The 19,889-nt window shown below is 63.8% G+C and carries 15 protein-coding genes; 7 read left to right on the forward strand and 8 right to left on the reverse strand.

Annotation, left to right across the window (positions count from 1 at the left end; translation table 11 throughout):
- From V6657_RS23385 to V6657_RS23400, 4 genes are read left to right on the forward strand one after another with little or no spacing between them, the layout of a single operon-like run.
- Entirely contained in the window at window positions 1-423 is a 423-nt protein-coding gene (locus V6657_RS23385; protein WP_048935875.1) for a DcrB-related protein, read from the forward strand.
- A gap of 13 nt (window positions 424-436) precedes the next feature.
- The gene (locus V6657_RS23390) at window positions 437-5,110 is read left to right on the forward strand and encodes a DUF6531 domain-containing protein (protein WP_137884939.1); all 4,674 of its coding nucleotides are present in this window, start codon (window positions 437-439) and stop codon (window positions 5,108-5,110) included.
- Window positions 5,111-5,113: 3 nt separating this feature from the next.
- Window positions 5,114-5,524 carry a hypothetical protein gene (locus V6657_RS23395; protein WP_048935876.1) on the forward strand — a complete coding sequence of 137 codons (411 nt, stop codon included), beginning with the start codon at window positions 5,114-5,116 and terminating at the stop codon, window positions 5,522-5,524.
- A 38-nt stretch (window positions 5,525-5,562) separates the two neighbouring features.
- On the forward strand, window positions 5,563-5,988 hold the full coding sequence (locus tag V6657_RS23400; RefSeq protein ID WP_048935877.1) for a tetratricopeptide repeat protein: 426 nt from the start codon (window positions 5,563-5,565) through the stop codon (window positions 5,986-5,988).
- Window positions 5,989-6,057: 69 nt separating this feature from the next.
- Here the strand turns inward: V6657_RS23400 and V6657_RS23405 are convergent, their stop codons facing one another.
- From V6657_RS23405 to V6657_RS23420, 4 genes are all read right to left on the reverse strand, one after another.
- Window positions 6,058-7,593 (reverse strand): efflux transporter outer membrane subunit, encoded by a 1,536-nt coding sequence (locus tag V6657_RS23405; protein ID WP_048935878.1) that lies wholly within the window; start codon window positions 7,591-7,593, stop codon window positions 6,058-6,060.
- 13 nt (window positions 7,594-7,606) lie between these two features.
- Entirely contained in the window at window positions 7,607-10,813 is a 3,207-nt protein-coding gene (locus V6657_RS23410; protein ID WP_048935879.1) for an efflux RND transporter permease subunit, read from the reverse strand.
- A 28-nt stretch (window positions 10,814-10,841) separates the two neighbouring features.
- Window positions 10,842-12,140, reverse strand: a complete 1,299-nt coding sequence (locus tag V6657_RS23415; protein ID WP_048935880.1) for an efflux RND transporter periplasmic adaptor subunit — start codon at window positions 12,138-12,140, stop codon at window positions 10,842-10,844.
- Window positions 12,141-12,249: 109 nt separating this feature from the next.
- Window positions 12,250-13,332: an alpha/beta hydrolase gene (locus V6657_RS23420; protein ID WP_048935881.1), complete on the reverse strand. Its 1,083-nt coding sequence runs from the start codon at window positions 13,330-13,332 to the stop codon at window positions 12,250-12,252.
- A gap of 315 nt (window positions 13,333-13,647) precedes the next feature.
- Here V6657_RS23420 and V6657_RS23425 point away from each other — a divergent pair, with 315 nt between their 5' ends.
- The 3 genes from V6657_RS23425 to V6657_RS23435 all read left to right on the forward strand — a co-directional run bounded on the left by V6657_RS23425 (window position 13,648) and on the right by V6657_RS23435 (window position 16,371).
- Window positions 13,648-14,592: a LysR family transcriptional regulator gene (locus tag V6657_RS23425; protein WP_048935882.1), complete on the forward strand. Its 945-nt coding sequence runs from the start codon at window positions 13,648-13,650 to the stop codon at window positions 14,590-14,592.
- Between the two features lie 99 nt (window positions 14,593-14,691).
- A complete protein-coding gene (locus V6657_RS23430) occupies window positions 14,692-15,096 on the forward strand; it encodes a hypothetical protein (RefSeq protein ID WP_048935883.1) in 405 nt (134 codons plus the stop codon).
- Between the two features lie 510 nt (window positions 15,097-15,606).
- Complete coding sequence (locus tag V6657_RS23435; protein WP_048935884.1) at window positions 15,607-16,371, forward strand: Mut7-C RNAse domain-containing protein; 765 nt, start codon at window positions 15,607-15,609, stop codon at window positions 16,369-16,371.
- A 63-nt stretch (window positions 16,372-16,434) separates the two neighbouring features.
- Here V6657_RS23435 and V6657_RS23440 read toward each other — a convergent pair whose 3' ends face one another.
- From V6657_RS23440 to otsB, 4 genes are all read right to left on the reverse strand, one after another.
- A complete protein-coding gene (locus V6657_RS23440) occupies window positions 16,435-16,860 on the reverse strand; it encodes an organic hydroperoxide resistance protein (protein WP_048935885.1) in 426 nt (141 codons plus the stop codon).
- Between the two features lie 159 nt (window positions 16,861-17,019).
- The gene (locus tag V6657_RS23445; RefSeq protein ID WP_048935886.1) at window positions 17,020-17,481 is read right to left on the reverse strand and encodes a MarR family transcriptional regulator; all 462 of its coding nucleotides are present in this window, start codon (window positions 17,479-17,481) and stop codon (window positions 17,020-17,022) included.
- A 75-nt stretch (window positions 17,482-17,556) separates the two neighbouring features.
- A complete protein-coding gene (gene otsA, locus V6657_RS23450) occupies window positions 17,557-18,993 on the reverse strand; it encodes an alpha,alpha-trehalose-phosphate synthase (UDP-forming) (protein WP_048935887.1) in 1,437 nt (478 codons plus the stop codon).
- On the reverse strand, window positions 18,990-19,787 hold the full coding sequence (gene otsB / locus V6657_RS23455) for a trehalose-phosphatase (RefSeq protein WP_082170316.1): 798 nt from the start codon (window positions 19,785-19,787) through the stop codon (window positions 18,990-18,992). The genes otsA and otsB overlap by 4 nt, the downstream gene beginning before the upstream one ends.
- Window positions 19,788-19,889 lie beyond the last annotated feature (102 nt).

Consider the following 19,889-nt stretch of genomic DNA (forward strand, 5'->3'; position numbering starts at 1 on the left):
ATGTATCAGATGCAGGAAGGTTCTCTGTCGCTCCCGCTCGACTGGATCGACAAGACGATGAACGTGTTCGTCTCTGCCGCAACTGGCACGGAGGGCGTGAGTTTTGTCGTGACGCGTGAACGTTTGCCGTGGGGCATGCAGTTTGCGGAGTACGCCACGAGCGAGCTGCAGAAGCTCGCCAAGCAGGTGCCCGACTACGAAGCCGTGGCCAGCAACGAAACCACGGTATCCGGCCGCACAGCCTATGCGCACGAATACAAGTGGTCAAACAACGGGCGCCCGTTGCAGCAACTGCTCACGATGGTGGAGAACGGCAAGCAGGTACTGATGCTCACGTTCACTGCGCCCGGCGTGCTGAGCCCAAGCCAGAAGGCGCTGGTAGAAGGGGTCGTACAGAGCCTGCGCCTGAACGAGCCGGCCTGAGCACAGCGCAGTCATGGCCGATCAAGATCCGAGCACGCCAACGCCTCCGACGGGCCCAAGCGGCACTGCTGAGGAGCGCATGGCCGCGCTCCAGAACCTGGAAGACGGCGAGGCGAAGAAGCAGTCGCAGATGAAGTGGGTGGACGGCGCCAACTACGGCATGTTGGGCGCCGACGTCGGCTATGGTGCGTACGCAGCCGGCACTGCCGCAACCGCAGCAGGCGCGACCGGTGCGGCTGCTGCCGGTGCTGCGGCGCTGGCCGCTGTGCCTGCTGTAGTGGCACTGGGCGGTGCTTGGCTGCTCGGCAAGATCGGCGTCACGGGCGCGGTTGAAAAAGGCGCCGAATGGCTTGGCGACAAGCTGGGTCTGAGCATCGGCAAGGGCGATCCCCATCCGGCGTGCGTGGGCGATGACATCGCACATTCATCAGGCTTCTGGGGCATGGTGGCTGGTCTCGCAATCGGGGTCGCCATTGGAGCGGCGGTTGCCGCGACGGTTGCTACCGGTGGGCTGGCCGGTGCGGTGATCGTGGGTGCATGCATGGCAGGTGGCCTGAGCCTCGGCAGCGGCTTGGCCGCCGCCAGCCAGAGCATGGGCAGCAACTGCGGCAAGATCGCCTCGGGCTCGGGCAACGTCACGTTCGAGGGCAAGGCCGCTGCGCGCGTGACCGACATCATTGCCTGCGACAAGCACCCCGGGCCCGAACCCCTGGTCGAAGGCAGCCTGACCATCACGGTCAATCAGCTGCCGATCGTGCGCATCGGCCATTCGAGCCATTGCAGCGGCAAGGTGAACTCTGGCCGCAAGAGCATCCTGATCGACAAGACCACCGGACAGTTCGGCCCCAAAAATCCAGAGCTGACGGCTGGTGAAGAGTTTGTAGCGGGCCTGCTGGGCGGTCTGCTCGGCGCCAAGCTGGGCGGCATGATCGGGGGCAAGGCGCCGGGCGAGCCGAACAAGTCTGCCGAGCGGGATGGCGTGAAGGACGAGACCGCCACCAACTGCAAAGACCCGATCGACGTTGCCACCGGCGAGATGGTGGAGATTCGCACGGACGTGTCGCTGCCCGGTGTGCTGCCGCTGGTGCTGACGCGCCGCTACCGCACGCGTTCGGACGACGCTGGTCTGCTCGGCCCAAAGTGGTCGACCAACTGGTCACAGCGCTTGCGGCTGGATGAGGGCCACCTCGTTCGCTTCTTTGATGGCGGTGGATTGACCATCACGTTTGAAGCGCCGGACGCCGATCTCAACGGCATCAACCTGCGCGAATCACGCTATCACCTGGAGGGCACGCGCACCGCGCCACGCATCCTCGACGACGAAACGCGCCGCATCCTGTGGTTCGCGCCGCTGGCCGAGGGGGCGACATCTCGTATCGAGCGCGTTGAAGATTGGAACGGCAATGCCATCGACTTCGAGTACGACACGGATGGCCGGTTGACGACGCTGCGGCACACCGTCGGTGACGCGCTGGTGCTGGCGTATTCCGGTGATGCACGTACCGTGTCCAGCATCACGTTGCATGAAGTTTCGGGCGACACGCGCCGCCTGGTCGACTACGCGTACGAGGGCGGCATGCTCACGCAGGTGTCGAGCCTCCAGCACGGCCAGTTCCGCTACACCTACGACGCGCACGGCTGGATGACGAGTTGGCGTGACACCGACCAGACCGAAGTGCGCTACGCCTACGACAGCGCTGGCCGCGTGATCGAAACCGGTACGCGCGAGGGCTATCACACCGGCCGCTTCATCTACGAAGACGGCCTGACACGCGTGCTCGATGTCGATGGTGAATGGCGCTATGAGCACAACCCCGAGGGACTGGTCACGCGTGAGGTCAACCCGCTCGGGCACGTTACCCAGCGGGAGTGGCAACTCGGCCGATTGGCCTCGCAAACCGATGCGCTCGGGCGACGTACCGATTTCGGGTACGACGAACACGGCAGGCTGGCCAGCATGGGTGACCCGGAGGGTAGCCCCACGCTGTTCAAATACGACGCGCAGCGCCGCCTGGCTGCAGTGGTACAGCCGAACGGCGATCGCGTGGCCCTGGAGTACGACGACAGGCATCGCCTGATTGCACGCACCGAGCCCGATGGCCAGGTCAAACGCTATCGGTATGGTGAACAAGGCGAGCTCCTGCGTGCAACGGAAAACGAACAGGAAACCCGCTTCGACTATGACGCGCAGCTCCGCCTGATCAGCACGCGGTTGCCCACCGGTGCCAAGCTCGGCACGCGCTTTGATGCGCTTGGCCGCCTGCTGGAAGAAACCGATGCAGATGGCAACGTCACGCGTCATGACTACGCCGCCGGCCTGGACAACCCCCGTGGCGACCGGGCGCAGACCACGCTGCCGGATGGCAGCCCGCAGCGCATCGCTTACAACACGGAAGGTCTGGCTGTTGCAAGCACCGATCCGCTGGGGCGCGTCACCCGTCATACCTATGGCCCGTTCGATCTGCTGACCGCCACCATCGATGCAGCCGGTCATGCCACCCGCTTCGAGTACGACCACGCGACGCGACCGACCCGCATCACCAACGCGCGCGGCGAGGTGTGGGAGTACCGTTACGACGCAGCCGGGCGGCTTGTGACCGAGATCGACTGGGGTGGCCGCGTCTCTCACTACGAGCGTGACGTTGCCGGGCGCGTGATCAAGAAGACGTGGCCCGATGGTGGAGTGTGGCTGTATCGCTATGACGCGGGGGATCGGCCTGTGGCGATCGATGCGGGCGATGTCAAGCTCGTGTATCGCTATGACGCAGCGGGGCGCATGACGGCGGCAGCGGTGCAAAGCGGCACCACCTACATCAATCGCTTCCGCTACGACGCCAAGGGCCGCCTGATCGAAGAGGATCAACACGGCCAGCGCCTGGCACACGCATACGATGCGCAAGGGCGGCGCAGCGCACGCAAGACGCCACATGGAGAGACGCGTTACGCGTATGACGCGCTGGGCGCACTGACACAGGTTGGCGATCTCGCCATCCAACGTGATCTGGTGGGGCGCGAGACGGGGCGGCAGGCAGGTGAGTTTGTCCTGCAGCGGCAGTACGACGTGGTTGGCCGTCTGCAGCGCCAGGCTGTCGGCCCGCGCGCCGCCTTCGACGTGCTGCAATCAACCCCCGTGGAGGCGCTGCAGCGTCTCACCCGCCAGCGCTATCGCTACGACGCTGCAGGGCAACTCACACAAGTCGATACCGACGCCGACAGCTTGACCTACGCGCACGACGAGTGCGGGCAGGTAACGGCCGTCGACAGCATCCGCCAGCCCGCAGAGCACTACGCCTACGATGCGTCCCGCAATATTGCCGCGCATGGCCGCCAAGGCCCGGTCGATCGGCACGACTACCTGGCGGGTGGTCTGCCCGTGCAGGCTGGCCATGTCCACTACCGTTATGACGCACGCGGGCGCGTTATCGAAAAGACCATTGACCGGCCTGGGGCTCCGGCGCGTACGTGGCAGTACACCTGGGATGGCCTCAACCGCCTGGTGGAGGTGCACACCCCCGACAACGGAACCTGGACGTACCGCTACGACGCCTTTGGCCGACGCATCGAAAAGACGCATGTCGATACCGGGCGCGCAGTGCGATTCGTGTGGGACGGCTACACGCTTGCCGAACGTTGGGACCGCCAGCCCGATGGCACGGACGGCGTGGCCACGACATGGCATTTCGAGCCCGAAAGCTTTACGCCGCTGGCGCAGGAGCGCGATGGGGCGCAGTACGCTGTCTTCAGCGCACCCACCGGCTTGCCGCTGGAGATGTATCGCACCACGGGTGAGAAGATCTGGTCTGCGCGCTACAACCTATGGGGCAAGCGGCTGGATGAGAAGGCGCACGATGAAGGTGCCTTGCTGGACACCAGCTTGCGCTTTGCCGGGCAATGGGCCGATGAAGAAACCGGCCTGCACTACAACCTGAATCGCTACTACGACCCGGACAGCGGCTGCTATCTCAGCATCGACCCGATTGCGATTCCGGGTGGGCACCGTACGCACGGCTACGTGCAGAACCCGCTGCGGGAGATGGATCCGCTTGGGTTGCAGGTTTGCCAGGAGCGCATCGACCGCTACAAGGAACTACGCGCCAAGGGGTACTCCGCCCAGGATGCAGCGAGGTTGTCGAAGACCGGTGCAGACGGCACGCTGCCGGAGCTGCCAGGCAAGACCGGGAACCCTGGTGGCAAGGTTGACTATGGCAGTATTCCGCTGGAACACCAATGGCGCTACGATCGCTATCTCGACGGAGCGTCTAAGAACAAGCTGGGCCCCGATGCTTGGTACAAGAAAGCGCAGCAAGCGTGGTCCAACAACGAAAGCGGAAACGGCTTCGAACAGGAAGTCCGGCAAAACCTTGGTGCCCCGCTGGGGCGCGGCTCAAAGCCCGTGTCCATTGATGGGTACATTCCCGATTTGCCCGTTGGCAAGGAGTTTGGGGTGACCGACGTCAAGAACTGGGTGGAGGTGACGAACAACGACCAGCTACGCGCGTTCCACAAGTATGCAGCGGAGAATGACATGCCATTCAACCTCATCGTCGGACCCCGTACGCAAACGATCTCGGAGCCGCTTCTGGACAACATTCGCCAGACGGGCGGCGGTGTGATCGAATACAACCCAACCACACGCGAATTCAATCCAATTGATATTGGGGATAAAGGCCCCTGGAAAAGGAATTAAGGAATGACGTTTTCTCTACTTGCCCTGCTGACCGAACAATCGCCAGTCATCTCGAACGAATCCCTGGCCGACGAGCTGAAGGCGTACTTCGAGAACGAGGAGGACTTTTCCTTGAAATTCGAGCGGTTGCCATTTGCCAAGACGGATACGCTTGCCCTGCGCTGGGGAAACTGGCTGATGCGCGTTGCTTACGAAGAGGGAAGCCGCATTCAGGATGAGTCCGCTCAGATTCAGGAGATTCTCGGCAAGCGCTCTCCGCGCGAGCTCTCTGGCATTGACCGGCGTGTACGTGTCGTCTTTGCAGATGACAATGACCGGGAATACACGAATCAGATCGTCGACATGATGCAGTTTCTGCAGGATATCGAGGGCAGCATTGTTTTCGATCCGCAGAAGAACGATCTGATGGAATAAGGGTAGCGCCTCCGCTTTCCCCTTCTGCTGCCGCACCAATGTCCGAGCTGCCATATGCCATCCAGACGCAAATCGCGGCACTGTGCAGCGAAGGGGATATTATGGTCGAGCAGGGCGACCTCGAAGCCGGCAAGCAGCAATACATCGCCGCGCTCCGCCTGCTACCGGACAGCCCGCTCGACTGGGGAGCCGCCACGTGGATCTACGTCGCTATCGGCGACGTGCACTTCCGCACGAACAACTTCGACAAGGCGTTCAAGTGCTCCTGCAACGCCGTGCAGTGCCCCAAAGGATTGGGCAACCCGTACATCCATCTCCGCCTCGGTCAGCTTTACTACGAGCAGGGCAATTTCCACAAAGCCGCAGATGAACTGACCCGCGCCTACATGGGCGGTGGGTTGGATATTTTTTTGGAAGACGATCCGAAGTATCTGGAGTTTCTGGAAACGAAGATCAAGCTCTGAGGTGTTCAGGTAAAAAAAGCGCGGCCGAAGCCGCGCAGAGTCTCGCTTTCCAGAGAGAGAAGAGAATCCTTACTGCTGCGCCACCGTTGCCGGTTTCGCCCGTTCCTGCGGCAAGTCACCCCAACCACCACCCAGCGCCTTGATCAACCCCACCGTGGCATTCACGCGGCTGCCGGCGAGCTGCACGCCGACGCGCTCGGCGGACAGCATGTTGCGCTCGGCATCAATCACATCCAGGTAGTTGACCGAGCCCGCGTTGTAGCGCGTGCGCGAGAGCTGCGCGGCGCGCGTGGAAGCGCGCACGGCATCGTCCTGAGCCTTGGATTGATCGGCCAGCAGGCGCAGGTCAGACAGGTTGTCTTCCACCTCGCGGAAGGCGACGAGCACGCTTTCCCGATAGTTGGCGACGTTCTCTTCGTACGCTGCACGTGCTTGCTTCACACCGGCGCTGCGGGCACCGCCGTCAAAGATCGGCAGCGACAGCGCGGTGCCCACCAACGGCCCGAGAATCCACGTGCGGCTGCCCCACTTGAGCAAGTCGCCGATGTCGTGTGACTCGTAGCCGAAGCCGCCCGTCAGTTGCAGTTGCGGGAAGAACGCCGCGCGCGCCACACCGATGCGTGCGTTGGCCGCAGCCATCGAACGCTCGGCGGCGGCCACGTCCGGGCGGCGTTCCAGCAGGGCGGAGGGCAGGCCAGCCGGCACGCGCACATCCAGCGTGGTGAGCGGCTGCCCGTCCATGTTGAAGTCAGCGGGGGCTTTGCCCAGCAACGTAGCCAACGCATGCTCCAACACGGCGCGACGACGCTGTACGCCGATCCGGTCCGAGCGTGCGGTCGCCAGCTCGGTATCAGCGCGGGCGACGTCGAGCTCGCCGATGTCGCCGGTCTTGAAGCGGCGCTGCACGAGCTTGAGAGCCTCTTCGCGGCCGATCAGCGTGCGGGCCAGCAAGGCCTCTTCTGCATCGAGCGTGCGCAGGCTGAAGTACGTCTGCGCCACGTCGGCTTGCAGTGACAGGCGGGCCGCGCGGTACAGCGCTTCTACCCGCTCTGCATCGGCGCCGGCCGCATCGATGTTGTTGCGCACGCGGCCGAACAGGTCGACCTCATACGCTACCGTGGCCTGCGCGCGCCAGTACGTCTGCGGCTGCACAGGCGCACCCACCGGCAAGCCCGCCGATGCGGCCGAAGCCCGCTGGCGCGTCGGGCCGAAGCCCGCATCCAGTTCCGGGAACAGCGCTGCACGGTTGGCTTGCACAAAGGCGCGCGCCTGGTTCACGCGTGCGGCTGCAGCGGCCAGCGTGGGGCTGGCCTCGGCCGCCTGTGCTTCGAGCTTGTCGAGTGTCGGATCATTGAAGATCTTCCACCACGCGCCGTCGGCGGGCAGGGAGGGCTCGGCGGTCTTCCACTTGCCTTGTTCACCGGCAGCCAGCGGTGCATCTGTCGGTTGTGCTGCTTCCTTGAAAGCCGTGGGCGTGCCCACGTCCGGCTTCTCGTAGGTCGGGGCCAGCGAGCAGGCCGCGAGGAACAGCGCGGCAGCCAGCGCCAGCGGGGTCCAGCGGCCAGGCCGCGTGGCCTGACCCGTGTGTTGTTTGAACGCGTTCATAGCGATGTCTTGATTAGTGTTGACCCGACGGCACAGGCAGTGCGCCATCCAGATCCAGATCGCGATCAGGTGCATCTTCAGCGCGCTGGCCGCGGCGCGTGGCCAGCGTGCGCAGCAGCACGTAGAACACCGGCGTGAGGAACAGGCCGAACAGCGTCACCCCCAGCATCCCCGCGAACACGGCCACGCCCATGGCATGGCGCATTTCCGCGCCGGCACCGGTCGACACCACCAGGGGCACCACGCCCATGATGAAGGCGATCGACGTCATCAGGATCGGGCGCAGACGCAGGCGGCAGGCCTCGATGGCGGCTTCCACGATGGAGCGTCCTTGCAGCTCGAGCTCCCGCGCAAACTCCACGATCAGGATCGCGTTCTTGCACGCCAGCCCCACCAGCACCACCAAGCCGATCTGCGTGAAGATGTTGTTGTCTCCATGCGAGACCCACACGCCCAACATGGCGGCAAACAGACTCATCGGCACGATCAGGATGACGGCCAGCGGCAGCGTCAGGCTTTCGTACTGGGCGGCCAGCACCAGGAACACCAGCAGCACGCAGATCGGGAAGATCCACACGGCGGAGTTGCCGGCCAGGATCTGCTGATACGTCAGGTCCGTCCACTCGAAGCGCACGCCCTTGGGCAGCGTTTCATGCGCAATGCGCTCCACAGCCGCCTGTGCCTGGCCCGACGAGAAGCCCGGCGCCGGACCACCGTTGATGTCCGCAGCGGTATAGCCGTTGTAGCGCACCACCATGTCCGGCCCGAAGCCTTGCGACACACGCAGCAGAGACGACAGCGGCACCATGTCACCCGCGGTGTTGCGCGTCTTCAACTGCAGGATGTCTTCAGCATGGGCGCGGAACGGCGCGTCCGCCTGCACCTTCACTTGATACGTGCGGCCAAAGCGGTTGAAGTCGTTCACGTACAGCGAGCCCAGGTACACCTGCATGGTGTCGAACACGTCCGTGACCGGCACACCAAGCTGTTTGGCCTTCACGCGGTCCAGGTCCGCATTCAACTGCGGCACGTTGATCTGGTAGCTCGAGAACGACGGGCCCAGTTCCGGCGTCTGGCGTGCCTTGGCCATGAAGGCTTGCGTGGCAGCAAAGAGCTGTTCATAGCCGACCGAACCACGGTCTTCGATCTGCATCTTGAAGCCACCCACCGTACCGAGGCCTTGCACCGGCGGCGGTGGAAACACTGCTATGAACGCATCCTTGATGGCGCCGTACTGCTTGTTCAACTGGCCCGCAATCGCACCGCCCGACAGGTCAGAACTCTTGCGCTGGTCAAACGGCTTGAGCGTGACGAATACGATGCCGGCGCTCGGGCTGTTGGTGAAGCCGTTGATCGACAGGCCCGGGAACGCCACGGCGCTTTCCACGCCGGGGTGCTTGAGGGCGATGTCCGACATGCGGCGGATCACGTCTTCCGTGCGGTCCAGCGATGCACCGTCCGGCAGTTGCGCAAAGCTCACCAGGTACTGTTTGTCCTGCATCGGCACGAAGCCGCCTGGCACGCGGTTGAACAGCAACGCAGTCAAGCCGATCAGTGCGAGGTAGATGCCGAGCATCACAGCCTTGCGACCAATCACACGCGACGTGCTGCGGCCATACGATTCCGAAGCCGCACCAAACACACGGTTGAACGGACGGAAGATCCAACCCAGGCCCTTGTCCATTGCACGCGCCAGCCAATCCTTCGGCGCATCGTGGCTCTTGAGCAGCAGCGCAGCCAGTGCCGGCGACAGCGTGAGCGAGTTGAACGCCGAGATGACGGTCGAAATCGAGATCGTCAGCGCGAACTGCTTGTAGAACTGACCGGTCAGGCCCGTCATGAAGGCCAGCGGCACGAACACGGCAATCAGCGTCAGGGCAATGGCGATGATCGGGCCGCTCACTTCGCGCATGGCCTTGTACGTCGCCTCGCGTGGTGATAACCCTTCGGCGATGTTCCGCTCGACGTTTTCCACCACCACGATGGCATCGTCCACCACGATCCCGATCGCCAGCACCAGCCCGAAGAGGGACAGCGCGTTGATCGAGAAGCCGAACATCAGCATCAGGCCAAACGTACCGATGATCGACACCGGCACCGCCAGCAGCGGAATGATCGATGCACGCCACGTCTGCAGGAACAGGATCACCACGAGCACCACAAGCGCCACCGCTTCCAGCAGCGTGTGCGTGACGGCTTCGATACTCGATCGGACGAACTGCGTCGGGTCGTAAACAATGCGGTAGTCGACGCCTTCAGGAAAGTCCTGCTTCAGTTCCTCCATCGTCTTGCGCACGTCATCCGAGATCTGCAGCGCGTTGGAACCCGGCGCCTGGAAGATCGGAATGGCCACCGCCTGTTTGTTGTCCAGCAGCGAGCGCAGGCCGTACTCCGATGCGGCCAGCTCAATGCGGGCCACGTCACGCAGGTACGTCACCGCGCCGTTGGGCGAGCTCTTGAGGATGATGTCGCCGAATTCCTGCTCGGTCTTCAGACGGCCCTGTGCGTTGACGGACAGTTGCAGGTCCGTGCCCGGCACCGACGGCGAGCCGCCGATCACGCCGGCCGCCACCTGCACGTTCTGGTCGCGGATGGCCTTGACCACTTCGTTGGCGGTCAGGCCACGTTCAGCGACCTTGTTCGGGTCGAGCCACACGCGCATCGAGTAGTCGCCCGAGCCGAACAGCTGCACCTGGCCCACGCCGCCGATACGCGCAAGACGATCCTTGACGTTCAGCACCGCGTAGTTGCGCAGGTACGTCATGTCGTAGCGGTCGTTCGGCGACAGCAAGTGCACCACCATCGTCAAGTCAGGGCTGCTCTTGATGGTGGTCACGCCCAGGCGCTGCACCACATCAGGCAGGCGCGGCAGCGCTTGCGACACGCGGTTCTGCACGAGCTGCTGTGCCTTGTCGGGGTCGGTGCCCAGCTTGAAGGTAACCGTCGTGGTCATGTTGCCGTCGCTGTTGGCCTGCGACTGCATGTACAGCATGTTTTCGACGCCGTTGATCTGCTCTTCGAGCGGCGAGGCGACGGTCTCGGCAATCACCTTCGGGTTGGCGCCCGGAAACTGCGCGCGCACCACCACCGAAGGCGGCACGACCTCGGGGTATTCCGAGATCGGCAATCGCCAGATCGAGATGATCCCGATCAACAGGATCAGCGTGGAGAGCACGCCCGCAAAGATCGGGCGGTCCACGAAAAATTTAGAGAAGTTCATGGCTGTGAGCGATGAGGTTCAGTCGCAATCAGGCGCGGTCGGCCGGAAGGCGTTGTGCGGTGGCTGCGGTCTTGGCGTTCGCGGGCTTGGTTTCAGCCTTGGCGGCAGGCGCAGTGGGGGTGTCGGCTTTGGCCTCGGCGGGCGCTTCGGGTTGCGCACCCGGCAGCACCACACGCTTGGTGACCAGGCTATCCATGGTCACCGCATTGGGTGCCACGGCGTCTCCCGGGCGCACGCGCTGGATACCGTTGACGACGATGCGGTCGCCGGCTTTCAGGCCCGACTTCACCACGCGCAGGCCGTCGATGGATGCACCCACCACCACCGGGCGATAGCTCGTCTTGTTGGCCGCATCCACCACCAGGACGAACTTCTTGTCCTGGTCCGTACCGATGGCCTTGTCGCTGATGAGGATGGCGTCGTGCGGTGCACCCGTGCTCATCCGCACACGGGCGTACAGGCCCGGCGTGAGGCGGCCGTCGGCGTTGTCCAGCGTGGCGCGCACGCGGATCGTGCCCGAGCGCACATCCAGCCGGTTGTCGACGGACTGGATCACGCCTTGGCGCGTGTAGCCGTCTTCATTGGCCAGGCCGATGTAGACCGGCGTCTTGGTGCCCTGGGCCGCCTTGGCGGAGTAGCGCAGGTAGCTCTGCTCATCCGCATCAAACGCCACGTACATCGGCGAGACCGACACCAGCGTCGTCAGCACCGGCGCAGCACCACCGGTGGCCACCACGTTGCCCACGGTAATTTCTGCGCGCGACACGCGGCCCGAGACCGGCGCCACGATGTGCGTGTACTCCAGGTTCAGCTTGGCAGCATCCAGCGCGGCGGCGGCGCCTTGCAGGTTGGCCTGGGCTTCGCGCGCAGCGTTTTCCTTCTCTTCAAACTCACGGCGGGCGATGGCGTTGTCGGCCACCAGCGTTTGCGCGCGGGTCAGCTCCGATGCGGTGTACGCCACGCGTGACTTGGCTGCCGTCAGCGCGGCTTGCGTGCGGGCAACTTCAGCGGCGTAGGGGCGCGGGTCGATGGTGAACAGTGGGTCGCCCTTCTTGACGATGCTGCCGTCCTTGAAGTGGACCGCCGTGACGGTGCCGCCCACCAGCGGGCGGATCTCGACGCGCTCCACGGCTTCAATGCGGCCGGAGAATTCATCCCACTCCGCCACGTTGCGCGCGACAACGGGGGCTACATCGACCGGTGTGGCAGCAGGTGCGGCCGGCTGCTGTGAGGCGCCGGCACTGGAAACAAGGCCGTAGGTGCCCACGGCGGCAACGCCAAGCACTGCTGCAGCCGAAATGGCGATGGTGCGTTTGGACAGGCTCATGATGTCTCTCGATTTCGTTGGGTCAGCAAAGAGGAAAGGTTGGAAAGCGTTTGGGCCGCAGCGTAGAAACACGCGCGCGGCCTCGCACTCCGCTTCTTGTTATGTGGGTTCAGCCAGGCGTCTCCCCGGTTGCGTCAATGGAGGTTGGGTCTTTGCGATCCGCACGTGCGCGGCGTTTGCGAGGCGTCGCCGCCTGACGCGTCATGCCCAGGTGCCAACGCAGGAAACAGGTCATCTCGTCTTGCGCGACGGCGCTCATGGCAATCGAGTCATGGCAGGCCTCGCTCACGCGTACGACTTGCGTAGCCACGCCCGCTTCAATGAGGGCAGTGGCGTAGCGCTCGGCCTCGGTGCGCAGCAGGTCTTGCGGCGCGGTCAGCAGCAGGGCTGGGGGCAGGCCCTGCAGGCGGCGCGATTCCACCGGTGCGGCATACGGATGCACGCGTTCGGTCGGGCGGGGCAGGTACTGGCGATAGCAATCAGCGCAGACTTCGGCCGAGTTGGTGGCATTGGCCAGGTGATCGGGGCGCACGCGCGCCATGGTCGGGTCCAGCATGGGGGCGATCAGCACCTGCGCACGCAGGTTGGGGCCGCCACGGTCACGCGCGATCATCGTCAATGCGGCTGACAAGTTGCCGCCCGCATCGTGACCGGCCACGGCCATGCGGCGGCGGTCGATGCCCCATGCGGCGGCATGCTCAGCCATGCAGCACAGCGCGGCGTATACGTCTTCGGGCGCAGCAGGGAAGGGCGCTGCCGGTGCCAGTGAATAGCCGACCGTCACCACCACCGCGGGCAGCGTGGCCGCCAGATGGCGCGCGGGGGCATCCGCATCGTCGATCGAGCCATTCACGAAGCCGCCGCCATGGAGATACAGCACAGCCGACTGGCGTAGCGGCGCAGCCTCGTCCGCGTGAAATTCGGGGCGGAACACGCGCAGCCGGATGCGGTTGGCGTAGCCCTGGGTCCAATAATCCTCGGCCCGCACCTCGCGTGGCAGGGCATCCCCCGGTTTTCCGGCGGGCAGTCGTTGCTCAGGCAACGTGCATGCTGCGCTGCGCAAATGGTGATTCCGTGCAACATTTGTGGCGCCGTTGGCGGAGAGCGAACGCTCTGCGCGAACATCGGCCGAAGCCGGCGAGGTGGCGAGCGAGCGATCCGAAACAACCAGACGCGGTGGAGAAGAACCCATGATGTCAGGCGGGGCTTACCTTTGCGGATAACCCGGATGTCGATGGGCTGAATGATGGTGATTAGACGATCGCCGATAAATGCCTATAATCGGACATCACTATTAGTCACAGCCGAACAATCAAAATCCACGGTTGTGCTACAAAGTGGCATTGCTCGAGGCCGATCTTATTGCGCTGCAAAATCCCTGCGCGCAGCAATGTTTATTCATCGAGCCAACCGGGTGCACCCCTTCAGATTCCACAGGTCCAGCACATTGCCGTTCTGATTCCGGCAGTGCGCCCGCCCCGTGGAGTCCGACCCTCAGGAGCCGCAGATGGATCGATTGCAGGCGATGCAGGTTTTCACGCGCGTTGTGGAAGCCAGCAGTTTCACCAAGGCTGCCGACAGCCTTCAGTTACCTCGCGCCACGGTGACGAACCTGGTGCAAAGCCTTGAGGCGCATCTCGGCGTGCGCCTGCTGCACCGGACCACGCGCCGGGTGAATGTCACTGCTGACGGTGCGGCTTATTACGAGCGCTGCGTGCGGCTGCTCGGTGACTTGGAAGAGACCGAAGCCGCGTTTTCGCAAAGCGCATCGGGCGCGCGCGGCACGTTGCGTATCGACGTGCCCGGCTCGATTGGCAAACGGTTGCTGGTACCGCGTATCCGTGATTTTCATGACGCGTACCCCGATCTTCAGCTCGAGATCGGCATGAGCGACCGCACCGTCGACCTCGTGCAGGAAGGCGTGGATTGCGCCGTGCGTGTGGGTGAGTTGCAGGATTCCAGCCTGGTGGCGCGCCGCATCGGCCAGCTGTCGATGGTGAACTGCGCCTCGCCGGAGTACCTCGCGCGGCATGGCACGCCCACGACGCTGGAGGATCTGCAGGATCACACGGCGGTGAACTACTTCTCGCCGCGCAATGGCCGCCGCATGGATTGGGATTTCATCATCGATGGCCAGAAGCAGATCCACAAGGTGCGCGGCATGGTGTCCGTCAACGATGCGGAATCTGCCGTGGCGTGCGGGTTGCATGGCCTGGGGCTGATGCAGACGGCGCGCTTCCTGGTGTACGAGCACCTGATGTCGGGCGCTCTGGTGGAGGTGCTGCCGGACTACATCTCGGAGTCGTTGCCGGTGTCGGTCATCTATCCGCATAACCGCCATCTGTCGCCCAAGGTGCGCGTGTTTGTGGACTGGGTAGCGACACTGTTTGCCGACCATCCGTGCCTGCAGCTCAAGGAAAATCCACGGCTGCAGATTGTTAGCGCCGCCTGAACAGTCTTTTTTCGGAAGTCACATTTATCAATCGGGAGCAACGATCTATTCTGGGTTCCAAGCGCAACACAACGAGCGCAACCGAACAAGGAAACGATCATGAACTCCCGTCTCTCCTCCCTCTTCTCCCGCCGCGCTGCACTGGCCCTGGTGGCTACGCTGTCGGCTTCCGCAACCCTGCTGTCGGCCCAACCGGCAGCAGCTTCGGAGCAGCCCAACTTCGACGCACCGGCTGCCACACAGGCCGGCCGTTTCGATCCGTACACACAAGGCGCAGATCGTCAGGCCGACACCTACGGCTATCTGTCCCGCGCGGGTGATCGATTCGATCCGTACAGCCAAGGTGCAGACCGCCAAGCCGATACGTACGGCTATCTGTCCCGCGCAGGTGATCGCTTCGACCCGTATAGCCAAGGCGCCGACCGCCAGGCGGATACCTACGGTTACCTGGCATGGAATGGCGACACCAGCTACCCGAACGGCAGCACCGCGTCGCGCGTTTAAACCGCACCCCTGATTTCTCCTCCCTTGTTGTGGCGTGACTGAATAGGTCACGCTTTTTTTTTTGTTTTCGCGAGCGCGGAGCTCAACCGTCCAAGCGTCGAGAAAAAAGCTCGGGACGCCGAGCTCAGAACTCCAAGTGCCAAGCAAAAAGCTCGGAACGTCGAGCTCAGAACTCCAAGCGCCAAGCAAAAAGCTCGGAACGTCGAGCTCAGAACTCCAAGCGCCGAGCAAAAAGCTTGGAGCGCCGAGCTCAGAACCCCAAGCGCCGAGCAAAAAGCTCGGAACGTCGAGCTCAGAACTCCAAGCGCCGAACTCGGAATCTGGAAGTCACGGAGCTCAGGACCCTGGACATGACATTCCAGCCTTCACGCGTGGCGCTCAAAGCCCGGTGTGCGGCGTTGGGGGGGGCCGCGCAGGGCCTGGCCCTCCAGTCGCCACGCAGCGATCTCCGTGTGAGGGCGGGCTGCGCTGTCAGGGCGGCAATGGCGGGTTGAGAGTATCGTGGCAGTCATGCAGACCGTCGCTTTCACGTTCGATGCCGACCTGACGCCGCTTTTGCCATCGGCCTTGCGCGGACACACCATTGCGCGTGCCTGGGCATCCGGCGCCACGCTCAAGCACGCCATTGAGGCGCTTGGCGTGCCGCATACGGAAATCGGCCAGGTGCTCGTCGATGGCCATGTGGAGGTGCTCGAAGCCATGCTGCCGGTGCATGGGCATGTTGTGGTGTCCGCCGTGGAACCCGCGCTGCCGAGCGAGCCGCTGCGCTTTCTGTGCGACGCGCACCTGGGCGCCACCGCCCGCCTGCTGCGCATGGCTGGTTTCGATACCGCCTACGACAACAATTACGCCGACGCCGCCATCGAAGCCCTGGCGCAGGAGGAAGACTGGGTCATCCTGTCGCGCGATCGCGAGTTGCTCAAGCGGCGGGGTATCCGGCGTGGTGCGTTTATCCGCGCGCAGGTGCCGCAAGAGCAGATGCGTGAGATCGTGGCGCGCTTCCAGCTGGCCGGTGTCGCCAAGCCGTTTTCGCGCTGCCTGGAGTGCAACGTGCCACTGCGCATGCTGAGTGTGGAAGAGGCCGCAGCCAGTGTGCCCTTGCGTGTGCGCGAGCGGCAGCGCCTGTTCAGCACCTGCGATGTCTGCCGACGTGTCTACTGGCCGGGCTCGCACTGGATGCGCATGAATGCTGTGCTGGCCGGCATGCTGGCGCCGCAGGACGACGAGGCACCGAACATCGAGCACATCCTGCGCAGCGGTAGCGCTGGCGCTTGAATGCAAAACGCCCGCCGTGTCACCACCGGCGGGCGTTTCTACTGCATGCAATCGCTCAAACCATCAGACCAGATTCAGACGCACGTCGATGTTGCCGCGCGTGGCGTTCGAATACGGGCAGACGATGTGGGCGCGCTCGATCAGCGTTTGCGCTTCGGCGCAGTCCATGCCGGGCAGGCTGATGGCCAGGTCGACTTCGATACCGAAGCCATTGGGGATCGGGCCGATGCCCACGGTGCCCTGCACGCTTGCATCCGCCGGGATGCGCAGCTTGTCGCGTGCCGCGACGAACTTCATCGCGCCGATGAAGCAGGCGCTATAGCCGGCAGCAAACAGTTGCTCGGGGTTGGTGCCTTGACCACCGGCACCGCCGAGTTCACGCGGCGTGGACAGGCTCAGATCCAGGCGGCCATCGGCGGTGGTGGCGCGGCCATCACGGCCACCGGTGACGTTGGCTTGGGCACGGTAGACGACGTTTTCGATCGACATGGCAGTTCTCCTGATAAAGGTTTGGGAGCGGAGTGCAACGGCCGTCGAAGCCGTGGCACCAGGGTTGCAATAGTTTGCTATTAAATAGCGTGCTATTTATTTGCTTCAAAAAAACGGGTGCGTTGCGGCACCCGCGGGGGTATTGGTGTTGCTCATGCGTCAGGCGGCATGCTTGAAGAGCCGCCTGCGCAGGTCATTCAACTGTGTCCGCAAGGATTCGATCTCCCCGGGCGCGCATTCTGCGGCGGCACCGATGCAGTTCGGCACATCCTTGGCGCGTTCCTGCAGCTGCCAGCCCGCGTCGGTCAGCGAGATGATCACCTGGCGTTCGTCTTCCTCGGAGCGGTGACGCTCGATCACGCCCGCAGCCTCCAGCCGCTTGAGCATGGGGGTGAGGGTGGCGGAATCGAGAAACAACCGGTCGCCGATGGCCGACACGGTTTGCGCATCGTTTTCCCACAGCACCAGCATGACCAGGTATTGCGGATACGTCAGGCCCAGAGGCTTGAGCAGCGTCCGATACACCTTGTTCAACCCGATCATGGTCGAGTACAGCGCGAAGCACAGCTGCACGTCCAGCGTCAGGTTCGGGTACGGAGAGGAGGTCTTGCGCGTGTCCATGTCGGGTATATTAGATAGTGCGCTATCTAATAGCAAGCTAAATTTTTGCAACGGCACCAAAGTGACGGTGCGGCCCTATCGTTCGGGCGGCTCGGGCGTGTTGCGAAGATCGGCCACAAAGCGCTCGCGCCAGACCGTCAGGTTGGCTGTGCGTAGTCGATCCATCATATGGGCGTAGCGCGCCTTGCGCTCTTCCAGCGGCATCGTCAGGGCGCGGTTGAGTGCCTCGGACATGCCGCGCGTGTCGTACGGGTTGACGATGAGTGCCGCATCCAGCTCGCGCGCCGCACCGGCAAAGCGTGAGAGCACCAGCACACCGGGGTCCTCAGGGTCCTGTGCGGCCACGTACTCCTTGGCAACAAGGTTCATGCCATCGCGCAGCGGCGTGACGTAGCCAACGTGTGAGGTGCGGAACAGCGCCATCAGCACGCGCCGCTCGTATTGCTTGTTGATGTAGCGGATGGGTGTCCAGTCCAGCTCCGAATGCTTGCCGTTGATGCGCCCCGATTCTGCCTCCAGCCGCTGGCGAATCTGCTGGTAGCTCTGCACGTCCTGGCGCGAGGTCGGCGCGATCTGGATGAAGGTCACGTGCCGGCGGTGGTCTGGAAAATCGTCAAGCAGTTGCTCGAATGCGTGGAAGCGCTCAGGCAACCCTTTTGAATAGTCCAGGCGGTCCACGCTCATGATGAGTTTGGGCTGGCTGCCGTTGTGCTCGCTGCGGGGGGTGGTGCGCCGCATGAACGGACTGAGCGGATTGCGCCGCGCCAGCGACGACATCGCCTGCTGCGCGATCTCATCCGGGTGCACGCCGATGGGGTAGACCTCTGCGCGCAGCGTGTGGCCGAACGCATGCACCGGGCCGTTCTGTTCCTTGTTCTCGACATAGCCGCGGGCCTCGCGCTCGATGTAGTCGTAAAAGGCGACGCGGTCGGTTTCGGTCTGGAAGCCGACCAGGTCGTACGCACACAGCGCGCGCATCAGCTCTTCGTGCGGTGGGATGGTCGTCAGGATTTCCGGCGCTGGAAACGGGATATGCAGGAAGAACCCGATGCGGTTGGTCAGCCCCAGTGCGCGGCATTCGGCAGCAAACGGGATCAGGTGGTAGTCGTGCACCCAGAGGATGTCGTCCGGCTCGATCAGCGCCTTGAGTTGATGTGCGAACTGCGAGTTGACGCGTCGATAGCCGTGGTACTCCTGGCGCTGAAAGCGCGCCAGATCCACGCGGTAATGGAAGATCGGCCACAGCGTCGCGTTGGCAAAGCCGCGGTAGTACTGGTCGTAGTCGCGCCGGCTCAAGCCAACGGTGGCATAGGTGATGTTGCCCTTGGCGACGATGGCGGGCTCGCTGGATACGTTGGTGGCGCTCTGTGTCGTCACCTCGCCGCTCCAGCCGAACCAGACGCCGCCAGTCTCGCGCAGCGCATCGAACACACCCACGGCCAAGCCGCCTGCCGTTCCCTGGCCTTCGGTGATGGGCGCAACGCGGTTGGAGACGACGATGAGCCGGCTCATGCTGCACCACCGTTGCTCGCCACCATCGTCGACAGCCATGCGCGCAGCGCTGCCGGGTCGTGCACGCGCCACAGGGCCTGGCTTGGGCCGGTGCCGATCTTGACCGACCAGCCGTCAAGTGCGTTGACGGCGTCGAAGGCGCTCTCGTCGGTCAGGTCATCGCCGGCAAACAGTGGCGTGCGGCCCATGAACGGGCGCTCGGTCATCAGCGTGTGGACGACATCGCCCTTGCTTGCGCCGCGCGGCTTGAGCTCGACGACCATCTTGCCGGCCTGCAGCCGGATGTGGTCGGAGTAGCGGTGCGCCAGGCGATCGGCCACGGCGAGCACGGCGTTTTCAGCGGCAGGCGCATGGCGGTAATGCAGGGCGAAGGCGATGCCTTTGCCCTCCAGCATCACCCCCGCAAACTGCGCAGACAGTTGCGCGAGTTCAGCACGCAGCTCGCGCTCCATTTCGGCAAGGACATCGGCGTCGGTATTCAGACGCATGAAGCTGCCGTCGGCATAGCGCCGTTCAGCGCCGTGCACGCCGGCAATCACAAGGCCGGGCAGGGCGAGCAGGGATTCGATATCGCGCACGGTGCGCCCGCTGATGACGGCCAGCGCGCCACCGCAGGCCGCATGCAAGGCGGCCAGTGTTTCGCGCAGCGGCGCAGGGACATGCACGGCATCGGGCTGTGGTGCGATGTCGACAAGCGTACCGTCAAAGTCCAGCAGGAAGGCTGTGCGGGCAACGTCCACCTCGGGCAGAGGCGCAGCACTTGGCAGATGGGGGGATCGATCGTTCTTGGACAAACCGGTTCATGTGAATGTGCGTGATGCGCCGTTTCACGCAAGAACCGGACCGGCCGCGCCGGGCGTTGTCATTTCGCCATCTGCGGCCGGTTGGATGGGGGC

This window comes from Ralstonia sp. RRA (assembly GCF_037023145.1).
Lineage (GTDB): Bacteria > Pseudomonadota > Gammaproteobacteria > Burkholderiales > Burkholderiaceae > Ralstonia.

Coding starts and splice junctions, on each gene's coding strand:
- V6657_RS23385 (WP_048935875.1), top strand. CDS start 1: ATGTATCAGATGCAGGAAGGTTCTCTGTCGCTCCCGCTCGACTGGATC.
- V6657_RS23390 (WP_137884939.1), top strand. CDS start 437: ATGGCCGATCAAGATCCGAGCACGCCAACGCCTCCGACGGGCCCAAGC.
- V6657_RS23395 (WP_048935876.1), top strand. CDS start 5,114: ATGACGTTTTCTCTACTTGCCCTGCTGACCGAACAATCGCCAGTCATC.
- V6657_RS23400 (WP_048935877.1), top strand. CDS start 5,563: ATGTCCGAGCTGCCATATGCCATCCAGACGCAAATCGCGGCACTGTGC.
- V6657_RS23405 (WP_048935878.1), bottom strand. CDS start 7,593: ATGAACGCGTTCAAACAACACACGGGTCAGGCCACGCGGCCTGGCCGC.
- V6657_RS23410 (WP_048935879.1), bottom strand. CDS start 10,813: ATGAACTTCTCTAAATTTTTCGTGGACCGCCCGATCTTTGCGGGCGTG.
- V6657_RS23415 (WP_048935880.1), bottom strand. CDS start 12,140: ATGAGCCTGTCCAAACGCACCATCGCCATTTCGGCTGCAGCAGTGCTT.
- V6657_RS23420 (WP_048935881.1), bottom strand. CDS start 13,332: ATGGGTTCTTCTCCACCGCGTCTGGTTGTTTCGGATCGCTCGCTCGCC.
- V6657_RS23425 (WP_048935882.1), top strand. CDS start 13,648: ATGGATCGATTGCAGGCGATGCAGGTTTTCACGCGCGTTGTGGAAGCC.
- V6657_RS23430 (WP_048935883.1), top strand. CDS start 14,692: ATGAACTCCCGTCTCTCCTCCCTCTTCTCCCGCCGCGCTGCACTGGCC.
- V6657_RS23435 (WP_048935884.1), top strand. CDS start 15,607: ATGCAGACCGTCGCTTTCACGTTCGATGCCGACCTGACGCCGCTTTTG.
- V6657_RS23440 (WP_048935885.1), bottom strand. CDS start 16,860: ATGTCGATCGAAAACGTCGTCTACCGTGCCCAAGCCAACGTCACCGGT.
- V6657_RS23445 (WP_048935886.1), bottom strand. CDS start 17,481: ATGGACACGCGCAAGACCTCCTCTCCGTACCCGAACCTGACGCTGGAC.
- otsA (WP_048935887.1), bottom strand. CDS start 18,993: ATGAGCCGGCTCATCGTCGTCTCCAACCGCGTTGCGCCCATCACCGAA.